Raw genomic sequence first — 21,766 nt, forward strand, 5'->3', positions numbered from 1 at the left:
GAGTAAGTCATGGTCTTTATAATAACAATTGGGTTTGATAATTAGTTTATAACACTTTTAGGTGGGCTTGACTATATAAGGGTCGAACACTTTATCGAATAAATTTTATTCGATAAAGCTTATTTAATTACTTTTGAATAGCTTTTCAACAAACAGAGCAAGCTTGAGCGCGCCATTTTAAATAGATGAATTGTCGCTCAGGTATTTTTTAGCGCAAAACTTTACGTCTTCAGCAAATTATTATCCAGCTATGCTGGTTTCTTGTTTTTTACTATAGTCGGTTATCTAGATAATAACCGTCTTGATAAACTCTTCTTTATGTGGTGCTTGATTTATTATGCCTTCTCGTTCTCAATATGCACTAATGTCTTCCAAAGATAGAAATGCCGTACTATTTATCTGCTTTAGCAGCGCAGTCGCGTTTTTTGATTTTTTGATTTATTTATATCTCGCCGATATCATTGCAGCCGCTTTTTTCCCCGCTAATACCAGCGCGGCGATGGCGAAAATACAAGGGCTTGGGCTGTTTGCCATTGGTTATTTGGCCCGCCCATTTGGTGGCGTTATATTCGGGCGCTATGGAGATAGCAAAGGTCGTAAACCGATACTATTAATCAGTATCTTGGTGACCGCAGCTAGCTTACTGGCGATGGCCTGTTTGCCCACTTATACACAATTGGGCTTGTTTGCGCCAGCGTTATTTATTATTTTACGCCTGATACAAGGGATGGCATTTGGGCTTTTTGTGCCACTGGCTTGGGTTTTTGTCTCAGAACACGTGCCGCGTCAATATTTATCAATCGCCTGTAGCTATGTGACCGCCAGCTTTTTTGTCGGTGTCCTATTCTCTAACGCCTTTTTTCTTTGGCTGACCAACTCCATGACCACAGAGCAATTGGCTGACTATGGCTGGCGTGTACCATTTTTTGCCGCAGCGATATTCAGCGTTTTACCACTGTTGGCATGGCGCTGGATAGACGAGTCGCCTTTTTTCATTGCTATGAAAGCCTCAAAACCAAGTGATTATATTGCTAAGCCCTTTACCTTACTCTTTAAGCATTGTAAGCATTCTATTTTTATCGGCTTGCTGCTTACCCTTATTATATCGAGTGTCACAACCGTTATCGTCCTGTTATTACCTGATTTAATTGAGTTGCGCTTTACTTTAGACAATGATTTATTTGGATTTTCACACAGTCTAGGCATTGTATTTATGATTTTTGGCTGTGTATTTTATGGACTTATATCTAATCATCAAAACTTCGGTAAAGTGTTGGCAATTGGTTCTATGTTATTGATTGCCCAGATGTTTGCCTTCTTTTATCATCTGCAAGCAAGTGGCGATTATATTCTTATCATGTATGCACTGTTAGGGTTTTGCTCTGGTATTGTTGGCATGGTACCGGCCATCTTGGTGCAATTATTTCCAACCAATGTGCGACTTACTGGCATGGCGCTTTGTTATAATGTCGCTTACGGTATTGTCGGAGTCTTAGTGCCTTTTGGGCTTGGTTATGCGACTTTATATATCAGTTTTTCGCCTGCCCTTTATATAGCCTTTATTGGCTTTATTGGTATCATCATGGGCATTTATTTTTATAATTTGCCCGAATTCAAAAAAATCGATGAGGTAATTTAGAGAATAGCTGTTTAATGTGACCACTATTCAATTTATTTCTATTTGGCTGTTGCATTGATTTTTTTACTATTTAACCTATATAGATAAAGTGATAAAAAAAGGCGTCATGGACATACAAACCATGGCGCTTTATCTATTATCACTTTAACTATTCTTAAAAATGCACTGAAAAGTATGCATGCTTAATAACGAGGTTTAACCATAATGGTTGATATGACCAACAAACGACTCTCTGTTGCGCCCATGATTGATTGGACAACGACAGATTATCGCTACTTTGCACGGCTGTTTAATCCACACGTTTATCTTTATACCGAGATGATTAGTACCGGTGCACTGATACATGGCAATCGCGCGCGGCATCTGCGTTTTGATGCGCTTGAACATCCGCTGGTGCTACAACTGGGCGGCGCAGATATTAGCGAGATGACCCAATGCGCTGAATTTGCGCAGCAGCATGGTTATGATGAGGTCAATATCAACGTTGGTTGTCCCTCTGATCGCGTCCAACATAATAAGATTGGCGCTTGCCTCATGGCAGAGCCGCACACGGTTGCAGATTTGGTCAAGCACCTGCAAGCGGCGGTCGATATCCCGGTGACCGTCAAGCATCGTATTGGAATTGATGATTTTGACAGTTACGAGTTTATGGTAGATTTTGTTGAAAAAGTCGCGGCAGCAGGCTGTACGCGCTTTATCGTTCATGCTCGTACGGCGTGGCTACAGGGCTTGAGCCCGAAGCAAAATCGCGAAATACCGCCTTTACGTTATGAGGATGTTTACCGGCTTAAGCAGGATTTCCCTGCGCTTGATATCGAGATTAATGGTGGTATCGAGACGCTTGCTGATATCAAAGCGCATTTGCAGCATATCGATGGGGTGATGATCGGACGGGCATTTTATCATAACCCTTACTTATTGGCAGAAGCCAATAGCTTATGGGGCGAACCCAGCCCTAAGCGCTCAGATATTTTAGCGCAGCTATACCCCTATCTAGAAGAACAAATCGCTAAAGGCGAAGCGTTGCCAACGATGACGCGGCATTATTTAGGGTTATTCCAAGGTTTGATGGGTGCTCGCAAATGGCGACAGGCATTGAGCGGCAAACCTCAATTGACGATTGACGATATTAAGTACGCAGCGACTGAAGTCTTAGCATTAAATCCAGATGCTTAGAAACAAGCCCTTTGCCTTCTAAGCCGCAAATCGGAAAGCATAAAATAAGGGCTGACATGGTGAACGCTTTCACCATATCAGCCCTTATTTTATGCATACATCTTTAAGCAACTTGCGCTAAATACTGTCCCATCGCTACCCCATTATTAATAATATGTAGCAACATCGGCAGCACTAGCGAACCTGACTTGATACGCGCGTAGCAAAATATCAAGGCCAATACCACAATGGTACTGATTTCATAAAGACCATACTGCAAGTGAATTATCGCAAAGATTAAGCTGGTTACTAAACTGGCGACTACTGCACCGCGATGCTCTATATAGTCTGCGGCTGAGAATTGCTCTACAATAGCCGACCATAGTAACCCGCGAAAGATAAGCTCCTCATAGATTGGGGCGACAATCACCATCGCAAATACCAATAGCCATACTGAGCTGACAGACTGATACAAAGGATCGACGAAGACCAACGGCGATTTATCAAGCAGGTAAGTTAATGCCTGACTGCCAATCATAAATATCAACAGCAATCCTAGCATACCGACGCCTACCGCCCATGAGAAGGGTTTCAGTGCCAGATACTGCCTAACATTCCCGCCTCTCACACGAATCAACAATACGCTGATTGCTATCAGTAATAGGCAGCCTATGATGATAGAGAAGCTCACCACTGTGCCATCATTACTGCCAAAAAAGAAAATATCCCCTATGGTTGCATTTTTAGCGGCAGGTAATACCAGTTTGCCGGCGATATACACGCCTATCAATTGACTAATAAAAAATGTCACTACCATTCCTATGACCAGTAGCAACGTACCTAAGCGTGAAAATAGCGTTGCACGCTTAGGTTCTATAGTCATAACAGGTGAAGTGGGCGCATCTTTTATCATAAAATCGTCACTCAAAAAGGTGTACTAGCTGCCCACATTATATTTATGATGAGCATTAGCATAAATGATCAGCTTATTTTGGTAACTGCTGTTTGATAAGCTCAAGCACTTGTAGCGCCACAGACTCTGGGTGCTCAAGTGGGAACATATGACCACCTGCATGGGTTTCGTAATCGATATTAAGGCGTGATTTGATTTGCTGCGGAAATCGGCGTTTAAGAAATATACTGTCTTCACCAATGATGAGTGTTACCGGCGGCTTAGGAGCACGGTTTGGGGTCAGCCAATACCATGATGGATTGGTACGAAAAACCTCAACTTCGCTGGCTTTAGGAATGGCCAGTGTTACCTTTCCATCAGCACGCTCATGTAAACCATGCTCGATATAGCCATCAAAACTACGCTCATCGAAATCTTTAAAAAACCCTTTATGATGCAGCTTATCATAGGCATCTTCGCGGCTATCCCAAACATCACGGCGATGCTTAGACACGCCCGCTGGCGAAAGTTTATCCATCAAACGATTATTCATTAGCGGTAATCTATCTGCGGTTTTAGCCAAATGCCATAGCAGGCTAACTTTGCCATAAATCCAAGGTGGATCCATCAGCACCGCTTGCGCAAAGATTTCTGGCGCACGGTATAACGCCTGCATAGTACACATCGCACCAAGCGAATGACCGACACCCACCACCTGACTAACGCCATGCTGCTCACAAGTACGTTCCACACTATCAATAATCTGCTGCGTCAGGCTCTTCCAATGATCATCTACTGGATAATCGGGCGTATTACCCAACATTGGAATATATTCAATGGTAAAAAATTCAGCAAGCGCTGCAAAAAACGGCGCATAAACAGCACTTGGCATACCATTAGCATGGGCAAAATGAATGACCGGTTTTTGGGTTATTTTAGATTTGGGTAATGACGCAAAGGTCTGTAAATTAATGGCACTCATGACAGGCTCTCAATAATTTAAATAGTGATTTAAACAGTTATTTGAAATAGTTATTATAATAATCTAAATTTATATACAATTAAGGCTGAGCATAATCATACGCTCAGCCTCAACAATCATACACATTAAATCTAAAATATAAAGTACTTAGCGCATCTGCGCCTCACCCTCTTCTTGCGGCAATACGTCAAGCTTGATACTTGATCCAAGCCCTGCACCTAATTTAACCGCGAAGCGATCCATAAATAAACTAAAAGGATCAGTCGGCGTATAGTTGACCACATTTTTAAGCTTAAGCTGCTTCTCTAAACTTGAGATACTGCCCTTTTTGTCTGCTAAACCAAGCTCAATAGACTGCTCGCCGGTCCAAAACAGCCCTGAAAACAGTTTGTTTTCCTCAGGATTTTTCAGACGATCACCGCGACCTTGTTTGACTGCATTGATAAAGTGCTTATGGGTATTATTCAACACTTTTTCGACGTGCTGCTCTTCATAAGCAGTAAGCGGACGTGACAAGCTTAAAATATCTTTATACTCGCCTGCTGTAATAGTACGGTCTTCAACACCGAATTTATCCATTAAGCCTTCGATATTATAGCTTGGCATAATCACACCAATCGAACCAACCAAGCTTGATGGATTGACATAAATCTCATCCGCCGCTGAAGCGATATAATAAGCGCCAGAAGCACCCATATCACCAATCACTGCGTAGAGTTTTTTATCAGGATATTCTTTACGTAAATCCATCATCGTCTGCCAAATTTCATCAGACTGTACCGGCGAGCCACCAGGTGAATTAATATCGAGCGCCACCGCTTTGGCATTGCTGTTTTTAAAGGCACGCGTCAAGGCTTCATTGACATCATAAGCATTGGCTGCATCCCCACTACTAATCGTCCCTTGGATTTCAACCACTGCCAAATGCGGCTTGCTGGTATCTACGCCATCGAGACTGGTTGGCGTTTTGGTGCTGCAACCGCGGCCAAGGGTTAAAAATATCAATAAGATATAACCAAAGGTCAATAGCTTAAAGAAAATACTCCAGCGACGGGCGCGGCGCTGCTCAACCACACTGGCTAATAACGTATTTTCAATCAGTCGCCACTCTTGTCCGCTTGGCTGATTTGACTGCTGCAGGGGCGTTGGCTGATTTGCCGAGTTGTCAGGACGTTTGTTAGGGTCTGGTGGCCAGTTGGGCATATAACTTCCTAAGTCAGAAACAATGTAAAACGATAAAAGAGAGGGTCTTAAAACTTAATCGAGCAAAAACTTAATACAACCGCAATAAGTATATTTACTTATACTTATAGAAGTGCGTTTTGTAGCGCTTTCATAAAAGTTAAGTAAGCTACTAAGTATGGTGCCATTTCCCTCATGGTTCAATAGCAGAACTGTGAAATAGCTTGATATTATAAGGGCGACACCTTTATAAGAGCGACACCTTATAAGCAAGGCATTCTATAAGTAGGAGCGAGGCATTTTATAAGAATAACACTATTAAGGTAAAGCTTAAGGTTAATCCTTACTAGCAGTATTAAAAGATAAAGCGGCATCTAGTGGCTTATTATCATAAGTGATTATCTCATGGATTTGTTGCTCACTTATTACATCTGCAGATATCTGCGAAGTACTGTGTCCAAGCCATGTCGTGCTATGTATGGCATCATCTAAGGTATTGTTTAATGCGTTGTTTAAAGTGTCATTTTTAGCATTCGGTTCAATCGCACATAATAACGACCACATTTGCCAAACGCGCGGATGCCTATCGGCATTCAGAATCAGGCGTGATTGAGGATTTCTAGCTTTATTGATTGGCGCTTCTATATCGGATTGAAGCGTTTGTATTTTGGTAGATAATGATTTTAGTGGCTCAGCCGCATTATAATTTATCACTTGGATAGGCAATCCACTGTCAATAGCAAGTGTACAATCCCACACACTGGCATCGTTTATTTTGCTCCAACCTGTTATGGCTTGCAAAGCTAAATCACCATTGGCAAGTTGCCAGACTTTACCTTGCTCACAACCTTGGGCGCTGATGGTTGCATAAGTTTTAGCTTGACTGGTTGTTTGATAAGCGCGCTGAAGTTTAGACCAGCGCTCACTACGCCCTGCTTGCCAATATTGAGCCGTTGGGAAACGTTGACTTAGTTGCACCACTGTCATTGGTAGTAATTCAGCATTGCTCGGATTAGAATTATTCAACTTAGAACTGTTGGGCTGCAATATCTTGCTGTTGTTAGTCGAACCTGTCGATGATGTTGACAATTTAGCAGTCAATGCAGCGCTACTACTTTGCACCACGATACCTTCTAAGCGCTTAATCGATAAGCTGCGTAATTGCTGCTCTATCGTCGCGGAAAGCTTATCAGCCGTTAGCGTACTTGGCATCGTACGGACACTATTAGGTCTATGATTGGCTAGAAACAACCAACTGACATTTTTCTTATTTACCCTTATAGCGGATGCGCCTTTATTATTATCTTTAGGCACATTTTCACTATCTATCACAGGATATTGCAGCAAAACCGCACTCACATATTGGTCACCCGTCGGTAAAATATAAAGAGTTGGTATCATAGTTAACGACTGCTGATTGGCATATACTGTCATAACCAGCAGCGTTAGTGGCGGTAGCGCGAGCCAACGACTGATAAGCCCGCGAGGCAATAACCATGGCAACATAGCCAATGAAACCATCAGTAAAATAGCCGTATTGACTGGCGTATAGAGCCATGCCCCTGAGAATATAGGTAATGCCGTCAGCCACGTCATCAGCTCGTGCAAATAAGCAACCAGAGCAATCACTAGTGCCCAAATAGCATCTGCTAGTGTGGGCACAATAAGATAGCAAAGCCCCGCTAGTAGATTCAGCGGTACAATCACCCAACCAAATAAACCAATAGCAAATAGGTTGACGACAATTCCTAACAGTGAAGCCTTGCCAAACAATAACAAAGTAATGGGCAACAGCGCAATGAATAGCCAAAACTGTAATTTGAACAGCCTTTTAAAGCCAAGCACCATGCGTTTAAGCATATGCTTGCTTGTATTATCATCATGACTAAAAACCGTTAGCTGGGTGAATTCTGCTTGATTCGACTGTACTGAGCTATCCTCATATTTTAACAATAGCGCCACCGCTATAAAAGACAGCCAATAACCTGCCTGCCACAAGACATACGGGTCAAGCCATGCCATCAATACTGCCAGCGCCAATAATATACGCATGGTACTAATCGGTAGTAGTGTCAGACGTATCAACCCTATCGCTAATAACATCCATGCGGTACGCGCAGCAGGGACATCAAACCCGGTAAACAACGCATAAATAAAAGCCGCGCTAATCATGACCCACCAGCGTACTTGCCAGCGCGGGATATGACGATAAAGTGATGGACAAAAACGATTCAGCAGTAAGACCGCCAATCCTGCTAACACAATCGCTAAAAATAAAACATGCGTCCCTGAGATGGCCAATAAATGAGAAATACCGGCCAGCTGATATAAATCTTTGGTATCACGATTGATTAAACTGCGATCGCCGGTCAGTAAACTCAAAGTCACTGCTTTTGCTTGCTGCTGTGCGGTGGTTTGCGCTACCCAATCTTGATAAAAGTGTTGGCGCAACTGCCAACGTCCTTGGTCTATAGCGGTACGAAAACGTTGTAGATAAGAATTGTCCGCCGTAGATAATGCCAATGAGTCATCAAAGGGAGTAGTTACAGTACTGGTCGCTAATATATTAGCAACCCCATCGATATGCCGCCCTCGTAACCACCGATAACTATCAAATCCCGTTGGATTATTTATTGCTTGCTCAGAGTTAGCAAGTGGTGTTAGCGTCAAGGTCATCAATAACTGATCACCGGGCTGTAGATGATTTAAATCTGTCATCTGCGATTGCTTAAATGGGTTTTTGGCTTGTTTTGTAGAGTATTTTTTGGAAGGTTTTTTAAGCTTTGGCTTTTTTGGATAGGCATTTAGCAATACACGGTATTCAACTTTATCAAAGTCCGCAAAAGTTTCAGCACTATCTCCGCTCAAATCATCTTTATTTTCTTTATTTTTGCTTAGGCTATTATCCAGAGCTTCTCTATAATTGGCAGCGTATTGTGCTGTCAATTTGTCCAAATCCTGCGCTTTCAATTCAGACAATAACGGTGATATTTGACTGATGGTGGCAACCTGACGATAGCCACTATCGCTTGTAATATCATAAACACTATCGCTTATCCCTTCGATACTGACTAGCGCTTGTAAACGCAAAGGTTGCTTTATGGCACTATTTTGCGCCTCCTGATGGCTCATTAAAGCGAGCAGCCCACTACCTATAATCAGCGCCAACGATAATCCTACCAATAAGAAATAGCCGATACATTTAGACAGTAGTGACAAGTTATAAGATGAGGTTGTCGTAGAATTTAGAGAAGTATTTTGAGCAAGAGGTATTTTGGTGTTAAAGGAATGAGGAAATAAAATAAGACGTTGACTGACGACTAATAAGACAATAGTAAGTATCGTTAATAATAGCGGTAATGTCGTAGCAGCGCTGAGCTCTGCTACGCTGAGATGCGTTAATAAGGAGCTTATAGGCAGTGTCATACTATCAGCAACGGCCAAAACGCCCATCATAACGATGATTATTAAGCTACCAAGTAACCAGTACACCAGCATTCCTTGCTTGATACTCTGTTTGGATGACGACTGACTTTAGTTTTAATAGTGGGCACTAGCGTCAGGCGATGGCATTTATTCTACTATTACCCTATACTGAGCAGAAATATTGCGACGATGATTATCCAACATTATCCTCCTGCTTTTCTGATAACATTCTTATCTGTATTTTTTATTAATAATACCACTGCATAACAGCCTAGCAATATATTTGAGCGGGCTGCAGATAACGAGTAAAGGCAATTCTGTGCCAAATAAACGTCTAAAAGATCTACTTCCCACTCCTGAAAAAATCTTAGCCAGCCGCACATTAAAATGGTTTGCGCCGCAACTTGCCGACCCGCGTTTATGGCATTTTAATCGCCACAGCTTAAATAAAGCGGTTTATATCGGTGTGCTTAGCGCGTTTTTTCCGCTACCAGGACAGATGTTACTGGCATTAATCGGTGCGCTCATTTTTCGTGCCAATGTGCCGATGGCGCTCGGTTTAACGTGGATTACCAATCCAGTAACCAGCTTACCGGTCTTTTATGCTGGCTACTATATTGGTGCCAAAATCCTTGATGTACCAATGATTAGCTTGCGACTTATCGGCAGGATGATTGCGGATTTTAGCCTATGGGCATTATCAGACGGTGCCAACCCCTTTATTACTTATAAAGGTACGGTATCAATCGCTGCATTTTGTTTAGGGTTGACGATTTTAGCTATTATCAGCAGCATCGTATGCGGCTTAGCATTTAAAGCCATCTGGCGCTATAAAACCGTCACCAGTTGGCAAAAACGTCAGAAAAAGCCTTCTAATAAATTAACCAAGCGTTAGTATCTTTTTATTATTAATAACTATTCGTTAAAAAGCAGTCTTATTATAAAAACAGTCTCACTGAAAAAACACAGAAAGCGCTTATTTTTCACACAACGTTATAGCTCATCTTCTTGATCTTTATGCTTTTCAATAGCATTGAGAACATTGTCAATAAGATTAGTATCCATCACAAAAATATCAATCACTTTTTCATCTTTCAGCAGCGTATAGCGCTTACCGGTTGCACTGTCCTGCGCTTTTAAATCGTAATCCGCACCAGCCAAAGTAATCGAATCAAAAACGGGCGTGAGCAACTCTATTTGCGCCTGTTTATCAATGGTGTCAAACAGCGTCGGATCCATATAAGGCTTTAATGGCTCGTTGCCTTCTTCGATACTGCCAAACGCTTCAATTGGGTCGTCATCTTTATCCATCTTATCAATCCTTATTTACGGCTTTATTCATTAGTTAAGGCTGCTAGATGCAGCCTCTCTTTTTTCGCGTTTTTTATAAGCAGCTTTTATAAAAAGTCCAACCGTATCATGCTACCGCTAAGTAACGGCAATCATGCAAATTTTAGAAGAAACGGTTAAAAATATTATTAAAAACGAAATATTAAAGATAAAGGTTTAATAATCTTCCCAATGACCATTACGCAAGAGTAGCTGACGATCAGCAAGTGCCGCCAAACTGCGGTCATGCGTCACCATTAATAGCGCTGTTTGCATGGTACTTTGTAGCTCTGATAACAGGCCAAACACGCTTTGGGCATTGTCATAATCCAAGTTACCGGTTGGCTCATCTGCCAAGATAAGGGAAGGCTTGGTCACCAGCGCACGGGCAATCGCTACACGCTGACGCTCACCGCCTGATAGCTCACCCGGTCTGTGTGCCAAGCGATGCTCTAGACCGACACTGTTTAAAATATCGATAGCCTGTTGGCGCGCTTCTGTAGTCGACATTTTTGGACGCATCAGTAGCGGCATAGCGACGTTTTCAACCGCAGTAAATTCCGCCAACAGATGGTGAAACTGATAAATAAATCCTAAGTGCTTATTGCGCATCGCGCCGCGCTCAGTTTCATTCATCGTATTTAGCAGCTGTCCGTGTAGCCATACTTCACCACTGGTTGGCGTATCAAGTCCGCCGAGCAAGTGCAATAAGGTACTTTTTCCTGAGCCACTGGTACCAACAATCGCAATGCGCTCACCGGCATTGACGGTCAAATCTAAACCTGTCAATACTTGCGTACTCACCGCCCCTTCATCGTAAATCTTATTAATATTGGTCGCTTTTAAAATCGCAGACATAGCGCTTCCTTTATTGTATTTATCATGGTATTAACGCCTATAGATTACTCGTAACGTAGCGTTTGAGCAGGCTGAATTTTAGCCGCTCGGCGTGCTGGATAAATGGTCGCCAAAAAGCTCAATACAAATGACGCACTGGTAATCAGCACCACATCGGTCAAACGCAGCTGCGATGGCAGATAGTTGACGAAGTAAGCATCAAATAAATTTAAACCAAAGCTATTATTGATAAAACCCAAAATGTCACTGACGGTCAGGGCAAAGATAATACCCAGTATCGTACCCGCAATGGTACCAATAAAGCCGATAACCACACCCTGTACCATAAAGACATGGGTAATCAGACGCGGTGAAGCACCAAAGGTTTTTAGAATGGCGATATCGGCTTTTTTATCGGTCACTAGCATCACCAAACTTGAGACAATATTAAAGGCCGCAACTAAAATAATTAAGAATAAAAGCAAGCCGACCATGGCTTTTTCCATTTGAATAGCACCAAATAGATTGCCGTGGGTTTGGGTCCAATCGCTAGGATATAATTGCTCAGGGGCGATAGCAGCAGCTTTTTGGGCGGCCATCGGTGCTTTAAAGATATCATGAAGCTTCATACGGATGCCCTGAGCCCCCTCTGGCAGACGCAGTAATTTTGCCGCATCACCCATCGGAATAAAAGCCATCAGACTATCTACTTCTGGACTGATGGTAAAGATACCTGTCAAGGTAAAGCGCTTAAAGCGTGGTATCACGCCTGCTGGTGACGGCGACGCTTCTGGCAGCACTAACGTCACTTTATCGCCTAAGCGCAGCCCCAAGGATTGCACCATCTCTTCGCCAAGCACAATACTGAACTCACCGTTTTGTAAGGTATCAATACTGCCTTCCACCATATGCTCGTTGATGATAGAGACGTTCTTTTCGTATTCAGGATCAACACCGGTGACCATAATTCCAGCTACTTGACCGTTGGAGGTCAGCATACCTTGCAGCTGGATAAAAGGCGCAACGGCAGCAACTTCTGGATCTTCTTTAATCTTATCTGCCACCTGCTTCCAATCACCGATAATCTCGGTTGAGATCACCGTCGCTTGTGGCACCATACCCAAGATACGAGTCTTTAGCTCCCGATCAAAACCATTCATGACCGATAGTACCGTAATCAGTACCGCCACGCCAAGCGTCAGACCAATCATTGAGATCAGCGATATAAAGGAGATAAAACCATTACTACGCTCTGCTCGGGTGTAGCGTAAGCCGATAAATAACGCTAAAGGACGAAACATATTCAAACTCTTTATCTTATCCACGTGCGACTTTATTTATGTTATAAAATCAGATGCAACAACCGCCTCGTAGCATTACGCTTAACAAAGCACTTACCGCAAAAACATATCAATCGAACACAAAAACAGGGGTTATGATCAGCAAAATGCCGCTGTCAAAAGGAAGCTAGTTTGACACAATTTGACTTATATGTGCCAGTCATTAGCGCAAACTGCCGGTATTTTTTAATAAAAACTCAACTTTTAACATTATTTTTCATGAGGGGCTTGCTATTAGTTGCGTCTATACCTATATATTGTATGCTAAGGACAATTGTCATTAACCCCTCATTGTTGTTTGTTGCCTCTTTACTGACGACATTGCTGGTTATCATAAACCAATCCGCTCATATATTGGATAATGGTCAGCAATCACAGTTTTAGACCCAAACCTCATGGCTGACTTAAGTTTGAGTATATTCATGACCATTAATTATCAATATAAAAATATCCAATCCCCTATCAAAATCACCCTAACTGACGAGCAGTCTGCCGGCCACGCCGATCATTGGCGCATTTTGACCGATGACATGAGTCAAGACGTGCCAGAATGGCTACAAAAGATGATTGAAAAAGCGGCCATGCCAAAAGGTCTCAATAGTAATGTCAGTTCTGCAAAAGACAGTTGCTTACTCTTATCTGAAGACCAGCCTTGTCATATCAATCAAGTGCTGGCGATGAAAGATGGCAAGCCTGAATGCTTCATTAACGCCTACCCTTGCGTCGATAGCCCTTATGGTTTGACGTGCAAAATCGAACGCATGATTGTCAATGACAATACCCATGATGCGGTCTTGCGCTTACGTACCGCTGATGGCAGTATCATCTATGCTTTCGACCAGCTTTATACGGCCAACCGTCATTTATATCAGCAAGATATGGCGTATTATGTGAATTTTAGTGCTTGGGCGCATGAGATTAAGCTGAGCGAACAAGACGAAGTGATTATGGTCGAAGACCAAGAAGCCATTCGCTACCATCGTGCTTTTAACGACATTGTCGCGGCCAATGACGGAAAAATGCCTGATGATTTACAAGAACAAATCAAAGCATGGCAGCCTGAAACCAAAGAACAAATGGCACCCGTCGAGATTAATCTCGGTCATATGTGTGCTTACCTGTTTGGTGACACCTTAGGACAAGAAGATGAAGCTTGGTGCCAAGGTCAGGTGCTTGGTAAGCAAGAAACGGTATTTAATGGTCAGCCCATTATCTTATTTGATGTGGTGGTATTACGTGAGCAAGATGCTGACCCGTTTGTGATTCGTATTGGCGCACCTAAAACTTCAACCACTGCGGCTATTCAAGTGCATGACTATGTACAAGCCAATATCTGGCTACAAGCGGCGATTTATAAAGAAAATCAAAAATCGCAAGCAAGCGTGCAACAATCAAAAGCCAGTTAATTCAGAAATTACTTTACTGTTAAATTCTTTGACGAAAAAGCCCTTAATATGTATTAAGGGCTTTTTTGTGTTCAATATTATTTATATAAAAATGAAAAACAGACCATTAAGCCATCGTGGTCATTGATTTGATATTACTATACAGCTCTTTTTGCTCAGCACTTGGGCGAGCGGTTTGTACGGCCATTAATTGTGACATATCGCCTTCAACACGAATTTTGCCGCCCATAAAGGCACCCATGATTTCATTGGTATCAAAATCGGTAATGATTGATTGCAAGATACTGCGATCAAGCAATAAAGTGGTTGTCGCTGCGTCATTTAGCCCACGATGTAACAAACCATCTGCGAAACTCGCTTCGATATCTTGTTCGGTGTCAGATACCTTTAGGTTGACGATCATATTGGCTAGCGCAGGTGGTAAATTTAACTCACCGGCTTCGTTACCCATTTGTTCAACTTGCTCAAACCACTCATCTGTCAAAAAAACTGCCATATTATTATCCCTAATACTTATTATGGTAGGCTATTGCTGTGTAGCGCTCTAGCCTAACCACTATTTAAATGGTTAAAAGTGTCATTAACATTAATACAAAAAGCACTTTATGACTCATCATGCTAAGTGTCATTATAAGATGCGAATTCATAATAAGTAAAACCTATTTGTAGAACTAACGCTACAATTGTTACAAAACCTTCGTAACAATTTGTTTTTTGAGCTTACTAGCAGTATATTTTTTCAACCCTAGAATAGTATGAAGATTGGGTATAAAATAGAGGAACAACACAGCAATAATAAGTTGCTTGCTAATATTTTTACCAAAGAGTTTGTATTTTGGCGCATAGTTCTGATGATATTTGATTAGGTTTGCGTTACAATACCCTTAAACAGAGTCAGGAGTTTTAACTAAACATTACGTAAACATGTTTTTTTGTCAGCCGCCGCTAGCATACATCAATGGTGTATAAGCCTTTTATCATCCGTTGAATATTAGTATCTATCTTCGTTCATACTATTTGTAGTAGTAATAATTAAGATACATACTCAGCCTCAATAGATGCTTGATGCTCAAGGAAGGCGTATTTTCTTATCAAATCTGACCGTTTATTAACAATCCTACTATCGACTAGCTGTGAGCGCAGTACGTTTTTATCGCCGTCCTCTACTCATCAGCGACAGCTGATTACTAGCGAAAGCTTAGCTTGATAGTTAATAATGTAAGAATGATAAAAGTAGTCAAAAAACAGCATGTACCGCAATCATTATCTACTTATAGATTTCTATAGGACAGATGCCGCGGAGAGTTAGTTAATTCTGTTGATAATTCGGGCTGTAAAGGAATCATCCAATGAGTTTACAAAACACAGCAGTCGCCCCAGTTGACCGTGAATATGAAATCACTGTCGTAAGATTCTTTACGATAATGGCCGTGATATGGGGCATCGTCGGCATGAGTATTGGTGTGTTCATTGCTTCACAGTTAGCATGGCCAGCACTAAACTTTGACATTCCATGGCTGACATTCAGTCGTCTAAGACCGCTACATACCAACGCGGTTATTTTCGCGTTTGGCGGTTGCGCCTTGTTCGCGACGTCATACTATATTGTTCAACGTACGTGTAAAACGAGGCTGTTTGCCCCTTATTTAGCTTGGTTTACCTTTTGGGGTTGGCAAGCGGTTATTGTATCAGCAGTTATTACCCTTCCTTTAGGTCTGACGTCGACCAAGGAATATGCTGAGCTTGAGTGGCCAATCGATATCTTGATTGCTTTGGTGTGGATCTCTTATGCCATCGTGTTCTTTGGTACGCTCATCAAACGTAAAACCTCACATATTTATGTGGCTAACTGGTTCTTTGCTGCTTTTATTATTACGATTGCACTACTGCATATCGTAAACAGTATGGCCATCCCTGTTAGTGCGTTTAAATCTTACTCATTATTTGGCGGTGCAACCGATGCGATGGTGCAGTGGTGGTACGGGCATAATGCGGTAGGTTTCTACTTGACGGCAGCTTTCCTTGGAATGATGTATTACTTCGTTCCGGTACAGATTGGTCGTCCTATTTATTCTTACCGTTTGTCTATAGTTCACTTTTGGGCATTGATTGCTTCATATATGTGGGCTGGTGGTCACCATTTGCATTATTCAGCGCTTCCAGATTGGACGCAGTCTCTAGCAATGGTGTTCTCAATCATCCTATTTGCTCCATCTTGGGGTGGTATGATTAACGGTGTACTAACGCTATCAGGCAGTTGGGATAAGCTACGTACCGATCCAATCATTCGCTTTATGATTGTGGCATTGTCGTTCTACGCGATGTCGACGTTTGAAGGTCCGATGATGTCTATTAAGACCGTCAACGCCCTATCTCATAACACGGACTGGACAGTAGGTCACGTACACTCAGGTGCGCTTGGTTGGGTCGGTATGATTACCATTGGTTCGCTATATGTACTGTTACCACGTATCTATAACAAACCAAAAATGTATTCTATCAGCTTAATCACCACGCATTTCTGGTTAGCAACAGCGGGTACTATCTTCTATATCGTCTCTATGTGGATTTCTGGTATTGGCCAAGGTATGATGTGGCTTGCAACCAATCCAGACGGTACATTGGTATACAGCTTCGTTGATACGGTTGAGTTCTCACATTTCCCATATATTGGTCGTGCTTTTGGTGGCCTATTGTATGTATCGGGTATGTTTGTTATGGCATATAACGTTTATAAAACACTTAAGATGCCAGAAGGTAAGCCTGTCAGTATTGCAGATCCTACTGATCATGAACCTAGTGTTGATAAACCTTCGGCAGCTAACGTATAAGGAGCGATCATGTCTGGTACACCGCATGAAATTATTGAAAAAAATACAGGCTTGTTGGTTATCTTTATCGTTATCGCGATCAGCTTTGCAACACTTGTTGAAATCGTACCGCTGATTTATGATAACAAGGGTCCTGAAGAAGGTGGGGTGAACGCTCCCCTACCTGCTATGGAGCCGTGGACGGCGCTTGAGTTTGAAGGTCGTGATATTTATATCCGTGAAGGTTGCCACGTTTGTCATACGCAAATGATTCGTCCGCTACGTGCTGAAGTTGAACGTTATGGACCATACTCACGCGCCGCTGAATCAACGTGGGATCACCCATTCTTATGGGGCTCAAAACGTACGGGTCCTGACCTTGCACGTGTCGGTGGACGCTATTCTGAAGATTGGCAAAAACAGCATCTGATTGCGCCACGTTCTTTAGTACCTGAGTCAGTAATGCCTGGTTTTCCTTGGCTTGCAACCAACGAAGTTAATGGGTCCAATGTGCAAACCAAAATGCGTCTATTCCGCGATCGCTTCGGTGTGCCTTATACTGAAGAAGATATCGAAGGAGCGCCAGATGCTGTACTTGGTGCCACTGAGCTTGATGCTTTGGTTGCCTACTTACAGCAATTAGGTACCGCGATGGAAGGACAGCGCTAATGGGTATTGGTGAATTACAAACAATTGCGACCGTTTCTGCCTTTATTGCCTTCGTAGGCGTTGCATGGTGGGCGTATTCGCCAAAAAACAAAAAACGCTTCGAAGAAGATGCACAACTTGCGCTTGATGACGAAGATATCGAATCTTTGTCTGAAGAGCAGCGCAATAAGGATAAACGATGACATTTTTTTGGAGTTCTTGGATCACCATACTAAGTATTATGTGTTGGGCGGGTATCCTCGGTGTTTTGCTAATGGTTTTGAAGTACAAGCCAGAAGTAGAAGAAGACGGTACCACTGGCCACACCTATGATGGTATTCAGGAATACGATAAACCACTGCCTAAATGGTGGTTAGTGATATTTTTTGGCTCAATCATTTGGGGTGTCGCCTATTGGGTGTTATTCCCTGCCATCTTTCCATCAAAGTGGGAGGGTATTACAACCGTAGAAGTAGATGGTAAAACTGTGCCATGGACTTCTCATAATGAGTTGAACAGCGAACTTGAAAGTAATAACAAAGTATTTACCGATAACTTTGAGCAAAACATTTTGGCCAAAGCCGATGCGAGCGGTGCAACTAAAACCTTAGCAACGCTTTCTGAGATGCAAGCAACGATGCGTCGCAGTGAAACACCGCCTGCCAATTTGCAAACTGAGATTGATGAGAAAATCGCTGAACTTGCGCCATACGTAGAAAAGCTTTCAGAAAACCCGAATGCGTTAAAAGTTGGTAGTCGTCTGTTCTTACAGAACTGTGCGGTCTGTCATGGCTCTAATGCTAAAGGTGCACTAGGCTATCCAAACTTAACGGATAATGATTGGTTATATGGTGGCGAAGCGTCAAACATCTTAACCACACTACATAATGGTCGTATCGGTGGTATGGCTGCATGGCGTGATCAAATCGGTGAAGATGGTATTCGTGCCGTGGCTGAATATGTGCTATCAATCTCTGGTAACCAACCAGGTTATGAGCTTGATAAAGCAAAAGTGACTCAAGGTAAGGCCATCTTTAATGAGCCTACTAACTGTGTGCTTTGTCATGGTCCAGATGCGAAAGGTATGACCTCTACTGGCGCGCCAAACTTAACAGATAATATCTGGTTATATGGCGGCGATCGCGAAACTATCCGCGAAACCTTGCGTTATGGTCGTGCAGGCGTAATGCCTGAATGGGAAACCAAACTGGGCAATGAGCGTATTATGCTACTTGCTGCCTATGTTTATTCACTATCAGACAAAACGGCTCAACCTGCTAAAGCGCAACCTGTTTCTGCTACTGCTCCTAAAGCAGCAACGGTAGCAGCCACATCAGAAACTAGCGCCACTAACTAATAATTTTTAGTCAGTCGCTATATCGTAAAAGTAAGTTTAAAAAAGGGAGGGCTGTTATTGCAGTCCTCCCTTTTTGATTGTTTATCAGTTTTGCTTCTCATTTTAGGTTCTGATTTCTATTTAGTGCTTCTGCTTATTATTAACTAATGGGATTAACATATTTATAACTTCATTAATTAATAATAAGTTTTGAGGATTGATTATTCGTAACTACTGTTACCCAATTGTTTATCAATAATTATGATATAAATGTTGCTTTTTAACATTCTCACCCCATTTATAGTAGGGAGAATGCTAAAATAGCAATCTATTAGAAACACTATCGAATCATCCATTTAAGCATATTTAACTCAATTATTTACAATCGCTCATTTGGTAGCTAAGCCCGCATATTTTGGCTTTTATTATATTTCGCTACTTACTGACATTGATAACATCGCACACTCATATACCTAACGACTAATGGTATTTGTTCATCATGCCAGCAGACTGATTCTTTTTTTAAAGAGGCACGTTTATGTCAGCACAACCATCCAATAAAATCCCTGTCGTTGAGGTCGATCTTAACGCCAATAAAAAACGTATCCACCCTAGATTTGTTACCGGATTTTACCAAAATATCCGTGTTATTAGTATGTATGCATTTTTGGCGTTATTTTTGATTTTACCGTGGTTACGCTATAACGGTCGGCAAGCAATCTGGTTTGATGTGCCGTCACAGCATTACTATATTTTTGGTATGACCTTCTTAACGCAAGATTTTTATTTTATTGCCGCCTTTGCGCTTATTGCTGCCTTTACACTGTTTATGGTCACTGTCTACGCCGGACGAGTATGGTGCGGCTATGCTTGCCCGCAGACTATTTGGACGCATATGTTCCAATATGTCGAAAAACTGGTCATTGGCGATCGTAATAAGCGTATCAAGTTCGATAAAGAGCCGATGAGCGCACAGAAAGCGTTTAAGCGTTTTTTGGTATATTTTATTTGGTTTGTGTTCTCGATGATTACCGCCACGACTTTCGTCAGTTATGTGTCCGGTACAGAGGCTTTATATAGTAGTTGGCAGATGATAGGGTTTATCCCTTTCCCTGATTGGTCAACGTGGATTTGGGTATCAATATTTATTTTTGCTTTCTCTACCTACGTCAATGCAGGCTATATGCGTGAGCAGATGTGTGTTCAAATCTGTCCTTATGGTCGTTTTCAAAGTGTGATGTTTGATAAAGATACGTTAATCGTTTCTTACGATTATGAGCGCGGTGAGCCTCGCGGCGCCCGTAAAAAAGGCACCAACCCTGAGAATTTAGGCGACTGTATCGAATGTCAGATGTGTGTACAGGTCTGCCCGACGGGTATCGATATTCGTGATGGCTTGCAAGTCGCTTGTATCCAGTGTGCCGCCTGTGTCGATGCCTGTAATGACGTCATGGATAAAGTCGGCTACCCACGTGGCTTGATTCGTTATACCACCGAGCGTCAATTGGTAGAAAAAGAACCAAGTCGCCTATTCCGCCCCCGCTTTTTTGCTTACTTAACCTTACTGACCGTACTTTGTGGCGGTGTTATTTATGCCTTGAATGATCGTGTACCGCTAGAGATTGACATTCGCCGTGACCGTAACCAGTTGTCTTCATTGAATCAGCAAGGCATGATTGAGAACAGCTATATCGTTAAGCTAACCAATAAAACGCAAGACGCTCATACTTATAAGATAAGTCTTGAGCCGCAAGACGGTCTAAGCTTAGAGCTACGTTTTAACGACGTACCGTTAGAAGCTGGCGAAAGCTTTGATATGCCGGTCAGTATTTATGGTGACCCTGATGTGATTGAATTTGGTCAGACACTGGTTACCTTAACGGTGAAGAGTGAAGATGGTAAATACAATGTCAGCAAACAAAACATCTTTACCACGCAAGGGCAATAAGCCTTTGTGTGCTTGTTGAATATATTTTACAACTCTCATGCGTTAATTATTGATTATTATTTAAAGCTATTTATCATTAATTAATGGGTGAATCATTTGGCAATAAACTGGCCGCATTTAGCTGTCAGCTTATCCGTTGATACGACTTATAGAGAGTCTTAACAATCATCTATAAGCGAATATCTGATTAATAGGTATGTTATGTCTAGTCCAGCACCAAACTTTAAGCATCAAGACAGCCAACCATGGTACAAAAACTATATGGTGGTTATCTTTGTCATTGGCATGCCAGCTTTTGTGGTAATCGCTTGCATCTGGTTTGTTTATTATTCTTATCAAATCCGTGATAGTGTGGTACGAGACGACTGGTATATGGATGGTAAAACCCTCTATCACGACGTCTCACGTGACAAGCTCACTTATGATTTAGATTTACACGGTAAGATGCAGTTTGCTGATAATGGTGATATCGTGTTTTATTTAAACTATCCTCAGCAAAGCTTGCAATCTGGTAAGTTATTGAACGGCGAGCCGGTAACTTATCCTGATACCTTAGAGTTATCTATCTCACACGCCACTGATATCAAAAAAGACCGTGACGTGGTCCTAAAGCATGAAGAAGGCAATAAATATAGCGCCCAAGTAGATATCGATCCTGTTAAAGCGAAGTACTATTTGCAAGTTAGTAACGACGGCAAGGATGATTGGCGCATGCAAGATGTAGCAAAATTGCCGCGTTCAGAGGTGACTTTCAATCCATTACAAGTTTTTGCAGAAAGCTAATACTATTTAAATAGCTACCGTTAAGATTAAAAAAACCAGCCCTTAGTTATTAT

The 21,766-nt window shown here is 42.1% G+C and carries 18 protein-coding genes; 10 read left to right on the forward strand and 8 right to left on the reverse strand.

What is annotated here, in order from left to right; translation table 11 throughout:
• The first annotated feature begins 337 nt into the window (after positions 1-337).
• Both AC2FA3_RS06380 and dusA read left to right on the forward strand, forming a co-directional pair.
• Positions 338-1,639 carry an MFS transporter gene (locus AC2FA3_RS06380; protein WP_201609105.1) on the forward strand — a complete coding sequence of 434 codons (1,302 nt, stop codon included), beginning with the start codon at positions 338-340 and terminating at the stop codon, positions 1,637-1,639.
• 204 nt (positions 1,640-1,843) lie between these two features.
• The gene (dusA, locus tag AC2FA3_RS06385) at positions 1,844-2,815 is read left to right on the forward strand and encodes a tRNA dihydrouridine(20/20a) synthase DusA (RefSeq protein WP_490508863.1); all 972 of its coding nucleotides are present in this window, start codon (positions 1,844-1,846) and stop codon (positions 2,813-2,815) included.
• 103 nt (positions 2,816-2,918) lie between these two features.
• Here the strand turns inward: dusA and AC2FA3_RS06390 are convergent, their stop codons facing one another.
• The 4 genes from AC2FA3_RS06390 to AC2FA3_RS06405 form a co-directional block, all read right to left on the reverse strand.
• A complete protein-coding gene (locus tag AC2FA3_RS06390) occupies positions 2,919-3,707 on the reverse strand; it encodes a CPBP family intramembrane glutamic endopeptidase (RefSeq protein ID WP_490508864.1) in 789 nt (262 codons plus the stop codon).
• 73 nt (positions 3,708-3,780) lie between these two features.
• Complete coding sequence (locus AC2FA3_RS06395; RefSeq protein WP_490508865.1) at positions 3,781-4,668, reverse strand: alpha/beta fold hydrolase; 888 nt, start codon at positions 4,666-4,668, stop codon at positions 3,781-3,783.
• Positions 4,669-4,815: 147 nt separating this feature from the next.
• Entirely contained in the window at positions 4,816-5,871 is a 1,056-nt protein-coding gene (gene sppA / locus AC2FA3_RS06400; RefSeq protein WP_490508866.1) for a signal peptide peptidase SppA, read from the reverse strand.
• A gap of 315 nt (positions 5,872-6,186) precedes the next feature.
• Complete coding sequence (locus AC2FA3_RS06405) at positions 6,187-9,342, reverse strand: ComEC/Rec2 family competence protein (protein WP_490508867.1); 3,156 nt, start codon at positions 9,340-9,342, stop codon at positions 6,187-6,189.
• Positions 9,343-9,595: 253 nt separating this feature from the next.
• Between AC2FA3_RS06405 and AC2FA3_RS06410 the strand changes: the two genes are divergently transcribed.
• The gene (locus AC2FA3_RS06410) at positions 9,596-10,171 is read left to right on the forward strand and encodes a DUF2062 domain-containing protein (protein WP_490508868.1); all 576 of its coding nucleotides are present in this window, start codon (positions 9,596-9,598) and stop codon (positions 10,169-10,171) included.
• Positions 10,172-10,269: 98 nt separating this feature from the next.
• On the opposite strand, the gene AC2FA3_RS06415 is transcribed toward AC2FA3_RS06410, so the two are convergent.
• From AC2FA3_RS06415 to AC2FA3_RS06425, 3 genes are all read right to left on the reverse strand, one after another.
• Positions 10,270-10,587 carry a hypothetical protein gene (locus AC2FA3_RS06415; RefSeq protein WP_490508869.1) on the reverse strand — a complete coding sequence of 106 codons (318 nt, stop codon included), beginning with the start codon at positions 10,585-10,587 and terminating at the stop codon, positions 10,270-10,272.
• Positions 10,588-10,782: 195 nt separating this feature from the next.
• Positions 10,783-11,463, reverse strand: coding sequence for a lipoprotein-releasing ABC transporter ATP-binding protein LolD (gene lolD / locus AC2FA3_RS06420; RefSeq protein ID WP_183618766.1), 681 nt, complete (start codon positions 11,461-11,463; stop codon positions 10,783-10,785).
• A 44-nt stretch (positions 11,464-11,507) separates the two neighbouring features.
• On the reverse strand, positions 11,508-12,743 hold the full coding sequence (locus tag AC2FA3_RS06425) for a lipoprotein-releasing ABC transporter permease subunit (RefSeq protein ID WP_490508870.1): 1,236 nt from the start codon (positions 12,741-12,743) through the stop codon (positions 11,508-11,510).
• 461 nt (positions 12,744-13,204) lie between these two features.
• Here AC2FA3_RS06425 and AC2FA3_RS06430 point away from each other — a divergent pair, with 461 nt between their 5' ends.
• Positions 13,205-14,188, forward strand: a complete 984-nt coding sequence (locus AC2FA3_RS06430; RefSeq protein ID WP_490508871.1) for a hypothetical protein — start codon at positions 13,205-13,207, stop codon at positions 14,186-14,188.
• A gap of 106 nt (positions 14,189-14,294) precedes the next feature.
• Here AC2FA3_RS06430 and AC2FA3_RS06435 read toward each other — a convergent pair whose 3' ends face one another.
• Positions 14,295-14,684, reverse strand: coding sequence for an SCP-2 sterol transfer family protein (locus AC2FA3_RS06435; protein WP_201543737.1), 390 nt, complete (start codon positions 14,682-14,684; stop codon positions 14,295-14,297).
• 853 nt (positions 14,685-15,537) lie between these two features.
• On the opposite strand from AC2FA3_RS06435, the gene ccoN reads away from it, so the two are divergent.
• The 6 genes from ccoN (at position 15,538) to AC2FA3_RS06465 (ending at position 21,713) form a co-directional block, all read left to right on the forward strand.
• Positions 15,538-17,019 (forward strand): cytochrome-c oxidase, cbb3-type subunit I, encoded by a 1,482-nt coding sequence (ccoN, locus tag AC2FA3_RS06440; RefSeq protein ID WP_201543736.1) that lies wholly within the window; start codon positions 15,538-15,540, stop codon positions 17,017-17,019.
• A gap of 9 nt (positions 17,020-17,028) precedes the next feature.
• A complete protein-coding gene (gene ccoO, locus AC2FA3_RS06445) occupies positions 17,029-17,667 on the forward strand; it encodes a cytochrome-c oxidase, cbb3-type subunit II (protein ID WP_490508872.1) in 639 nt (212 codons plus the stop codon).
• The gene (locus tag AC2FA3_RS06450; RefSeq protein ID WP_191690612.1) at positions 17,667-17,849 is read left to right on the forward strand and encodes a cbb3-type cytochrome oxidase subunit 3; all 183 of its coding nucleotides are present in this window, start codon (positions 17,667-17,669) and stop codon (positions 17,847-17,849) included. The genes ccoO and AC2FA3_RS06450 overlap by 1 nt, the downstream gene beginning before the upstream one ends.
• Positions 17,846-19,003 carry a cytochrome-c oxidase, cbb3-type subunit III gene (ccoP, locus tag AC2FA3_RS06455; RefSeq protein WP_490508873.1) on the forward strand — a complete coding sequence of 386 codons (1,158 nt, stop codon included), beginning with the start codon at positions 17,846-17,848 and terminating at the stop codon, positions 19,001-19,003. Before AC2FA3_RS06450 ends, ccoP begins: the two co-directional genes overlap by 4 nt.
• 517 nt (positions 19,004-19,520) lie before the next feature.
• Positions 19,521-20,930 (forward strand): cytochrome c oxidase accessory protein CcoG, encoded by a 1,410-nt coding sequence (ccoG, locus tag AC2FA3_RS06460; RefSeq protein WP_490508874.1) that lies wholly within the window; start codon positions 19,521-19,523, stop codon positions 20,928-20,930.
• Positions 20,931-21,131: 201 nt separating this feature from the next.
• Positions 21,132-21,713 (forward strand): FixH family protein, encoded by a 582-nt coding sequence (locus AC2FA3_RS06465; RefSeq protein ID WP_490508875.1) that lies wholly within the window; start codon positions 21,132-21,134, stop codon positions 21,711-21,713.
• Positions 21,714-21,766: the final 53 nt, after the last annotated feature.

The sequence above is a fragment of the Janibacter sp. CoH_79_TC_3 genome (genome assembly GCF_058197955.1).

Excerpts from the sequence above, each read along its gene's own strand:
- AC2FA3_RS06380 (WP_201609105.1), top strand. The coding sequence starts at position 338 with ATGCCTTCTCGTTCTCAATATGCACTAATGTCTTCCAAAGATAGAAAT.
- dusA (WP_490508863.1), top strand. The coding sequence starts at position 1,844 with ATGGTTGATATGACCAACAAACGACTCTCTGTTGCGCCCATGATTGAT.
- AC2FA3_RS06390 (WP_490508864.1), bottom strand. The coding sequence starts at position 3,707 with ATGATAAAAGATGCGCCCACTTCACCTGTTATGACTATAGAACCTAAG.
- AC2FA3_RS06395 (WP_490508865.1), bottom strand. The coding sequence starts at position 4,668 with ATGAGTGCCATTAATTTACAGACCTTTGCGTCATTACCCAAATCTAAA.
- sppA (WP_490508866.1), bottom strand. The coding sequence starts at position 5,871 with ATGCCCAACTGGCCACCAGACCCTAACAAACGTCCTGACAACTCGGCA.
- AC2FA3_RS06415 (WP_490508869.1), bottom strand. The coding sequence starts at position 10,587 with ATGGATAAAGATGACGACCCAATTGAAGCGTTTGGCAGTATCGAAGAA.
- lolD (WP_183618766.1), bottom strand. The coding sequence starts at position 11,463 with ATGTCTGCGATTTTAAAAGCGACCAATATTAATAAGATTTACGATGAA.
- AC2FA3_RS06425 (WP_490508870.1), bottom strand. The coding sequence starts at position 12,743 with ATGTTTCGTCCTTTAGCGTTATTTATCGGCTTACGCTACACCCGAGCA.
- AC2FA3_RS06430 (WP_490508871.1), top strand. The coding sequence starts at position 13,205 with ATGACCATTAATTATCAATATAAAAATATCCAATCCCCTATCAAAATC.
- AC2FA3_RS06435 (WP_201543737.1), bottom strand. The coding sequence starts at position 14,684 with ATGGCAGTTTTTTTGACAGATGAGTGGTTTGAGCAAGTTGAACAAATG.
- ccoN (WP_201543736.1), top strand. The coding sequence starts at position 15,538 with ATGAGTTTACAAAACACAGCAGTCGCCCCAGTTGACCGTGAATATGAA.
- ccoO (WP_490508872.1), top strand. The coding sequence starts at position 17,029 with ATGTCTGGTACACCGCATGAAATTATTGAAAAAAATACAGGCTTGTTG.
- AC2FA3_RS06450 (WP_191690612.1), top strand. The coding sequence starts at position 17,667 with ATGGGTATTGGTGAATTACAAACAATTGCGACCGTTTCTGCCTTTATT.
- ccoP (WP_490508873.1), top strand. The coding sequence starts at position 17,846 with ATGACATTTTTTTGGAGTTCTTGGATCACCATACTAAGTATTATGTGT.
- ccoG (WP_490508874.1), top strand. The coding sequence starts at position 19,521 with ATGTCAGCACAACCATCCAATAAAATCCCTGTCGTTGAGGTCGATCTT.
- AC2FA3_RS06465 (WP_490508875.1), top strand. The coding sequence starts at position 21,132 with ATGTCTAGTCCAGCACCAAACTTTAAGCATCAAGACAGCCAACCATGG.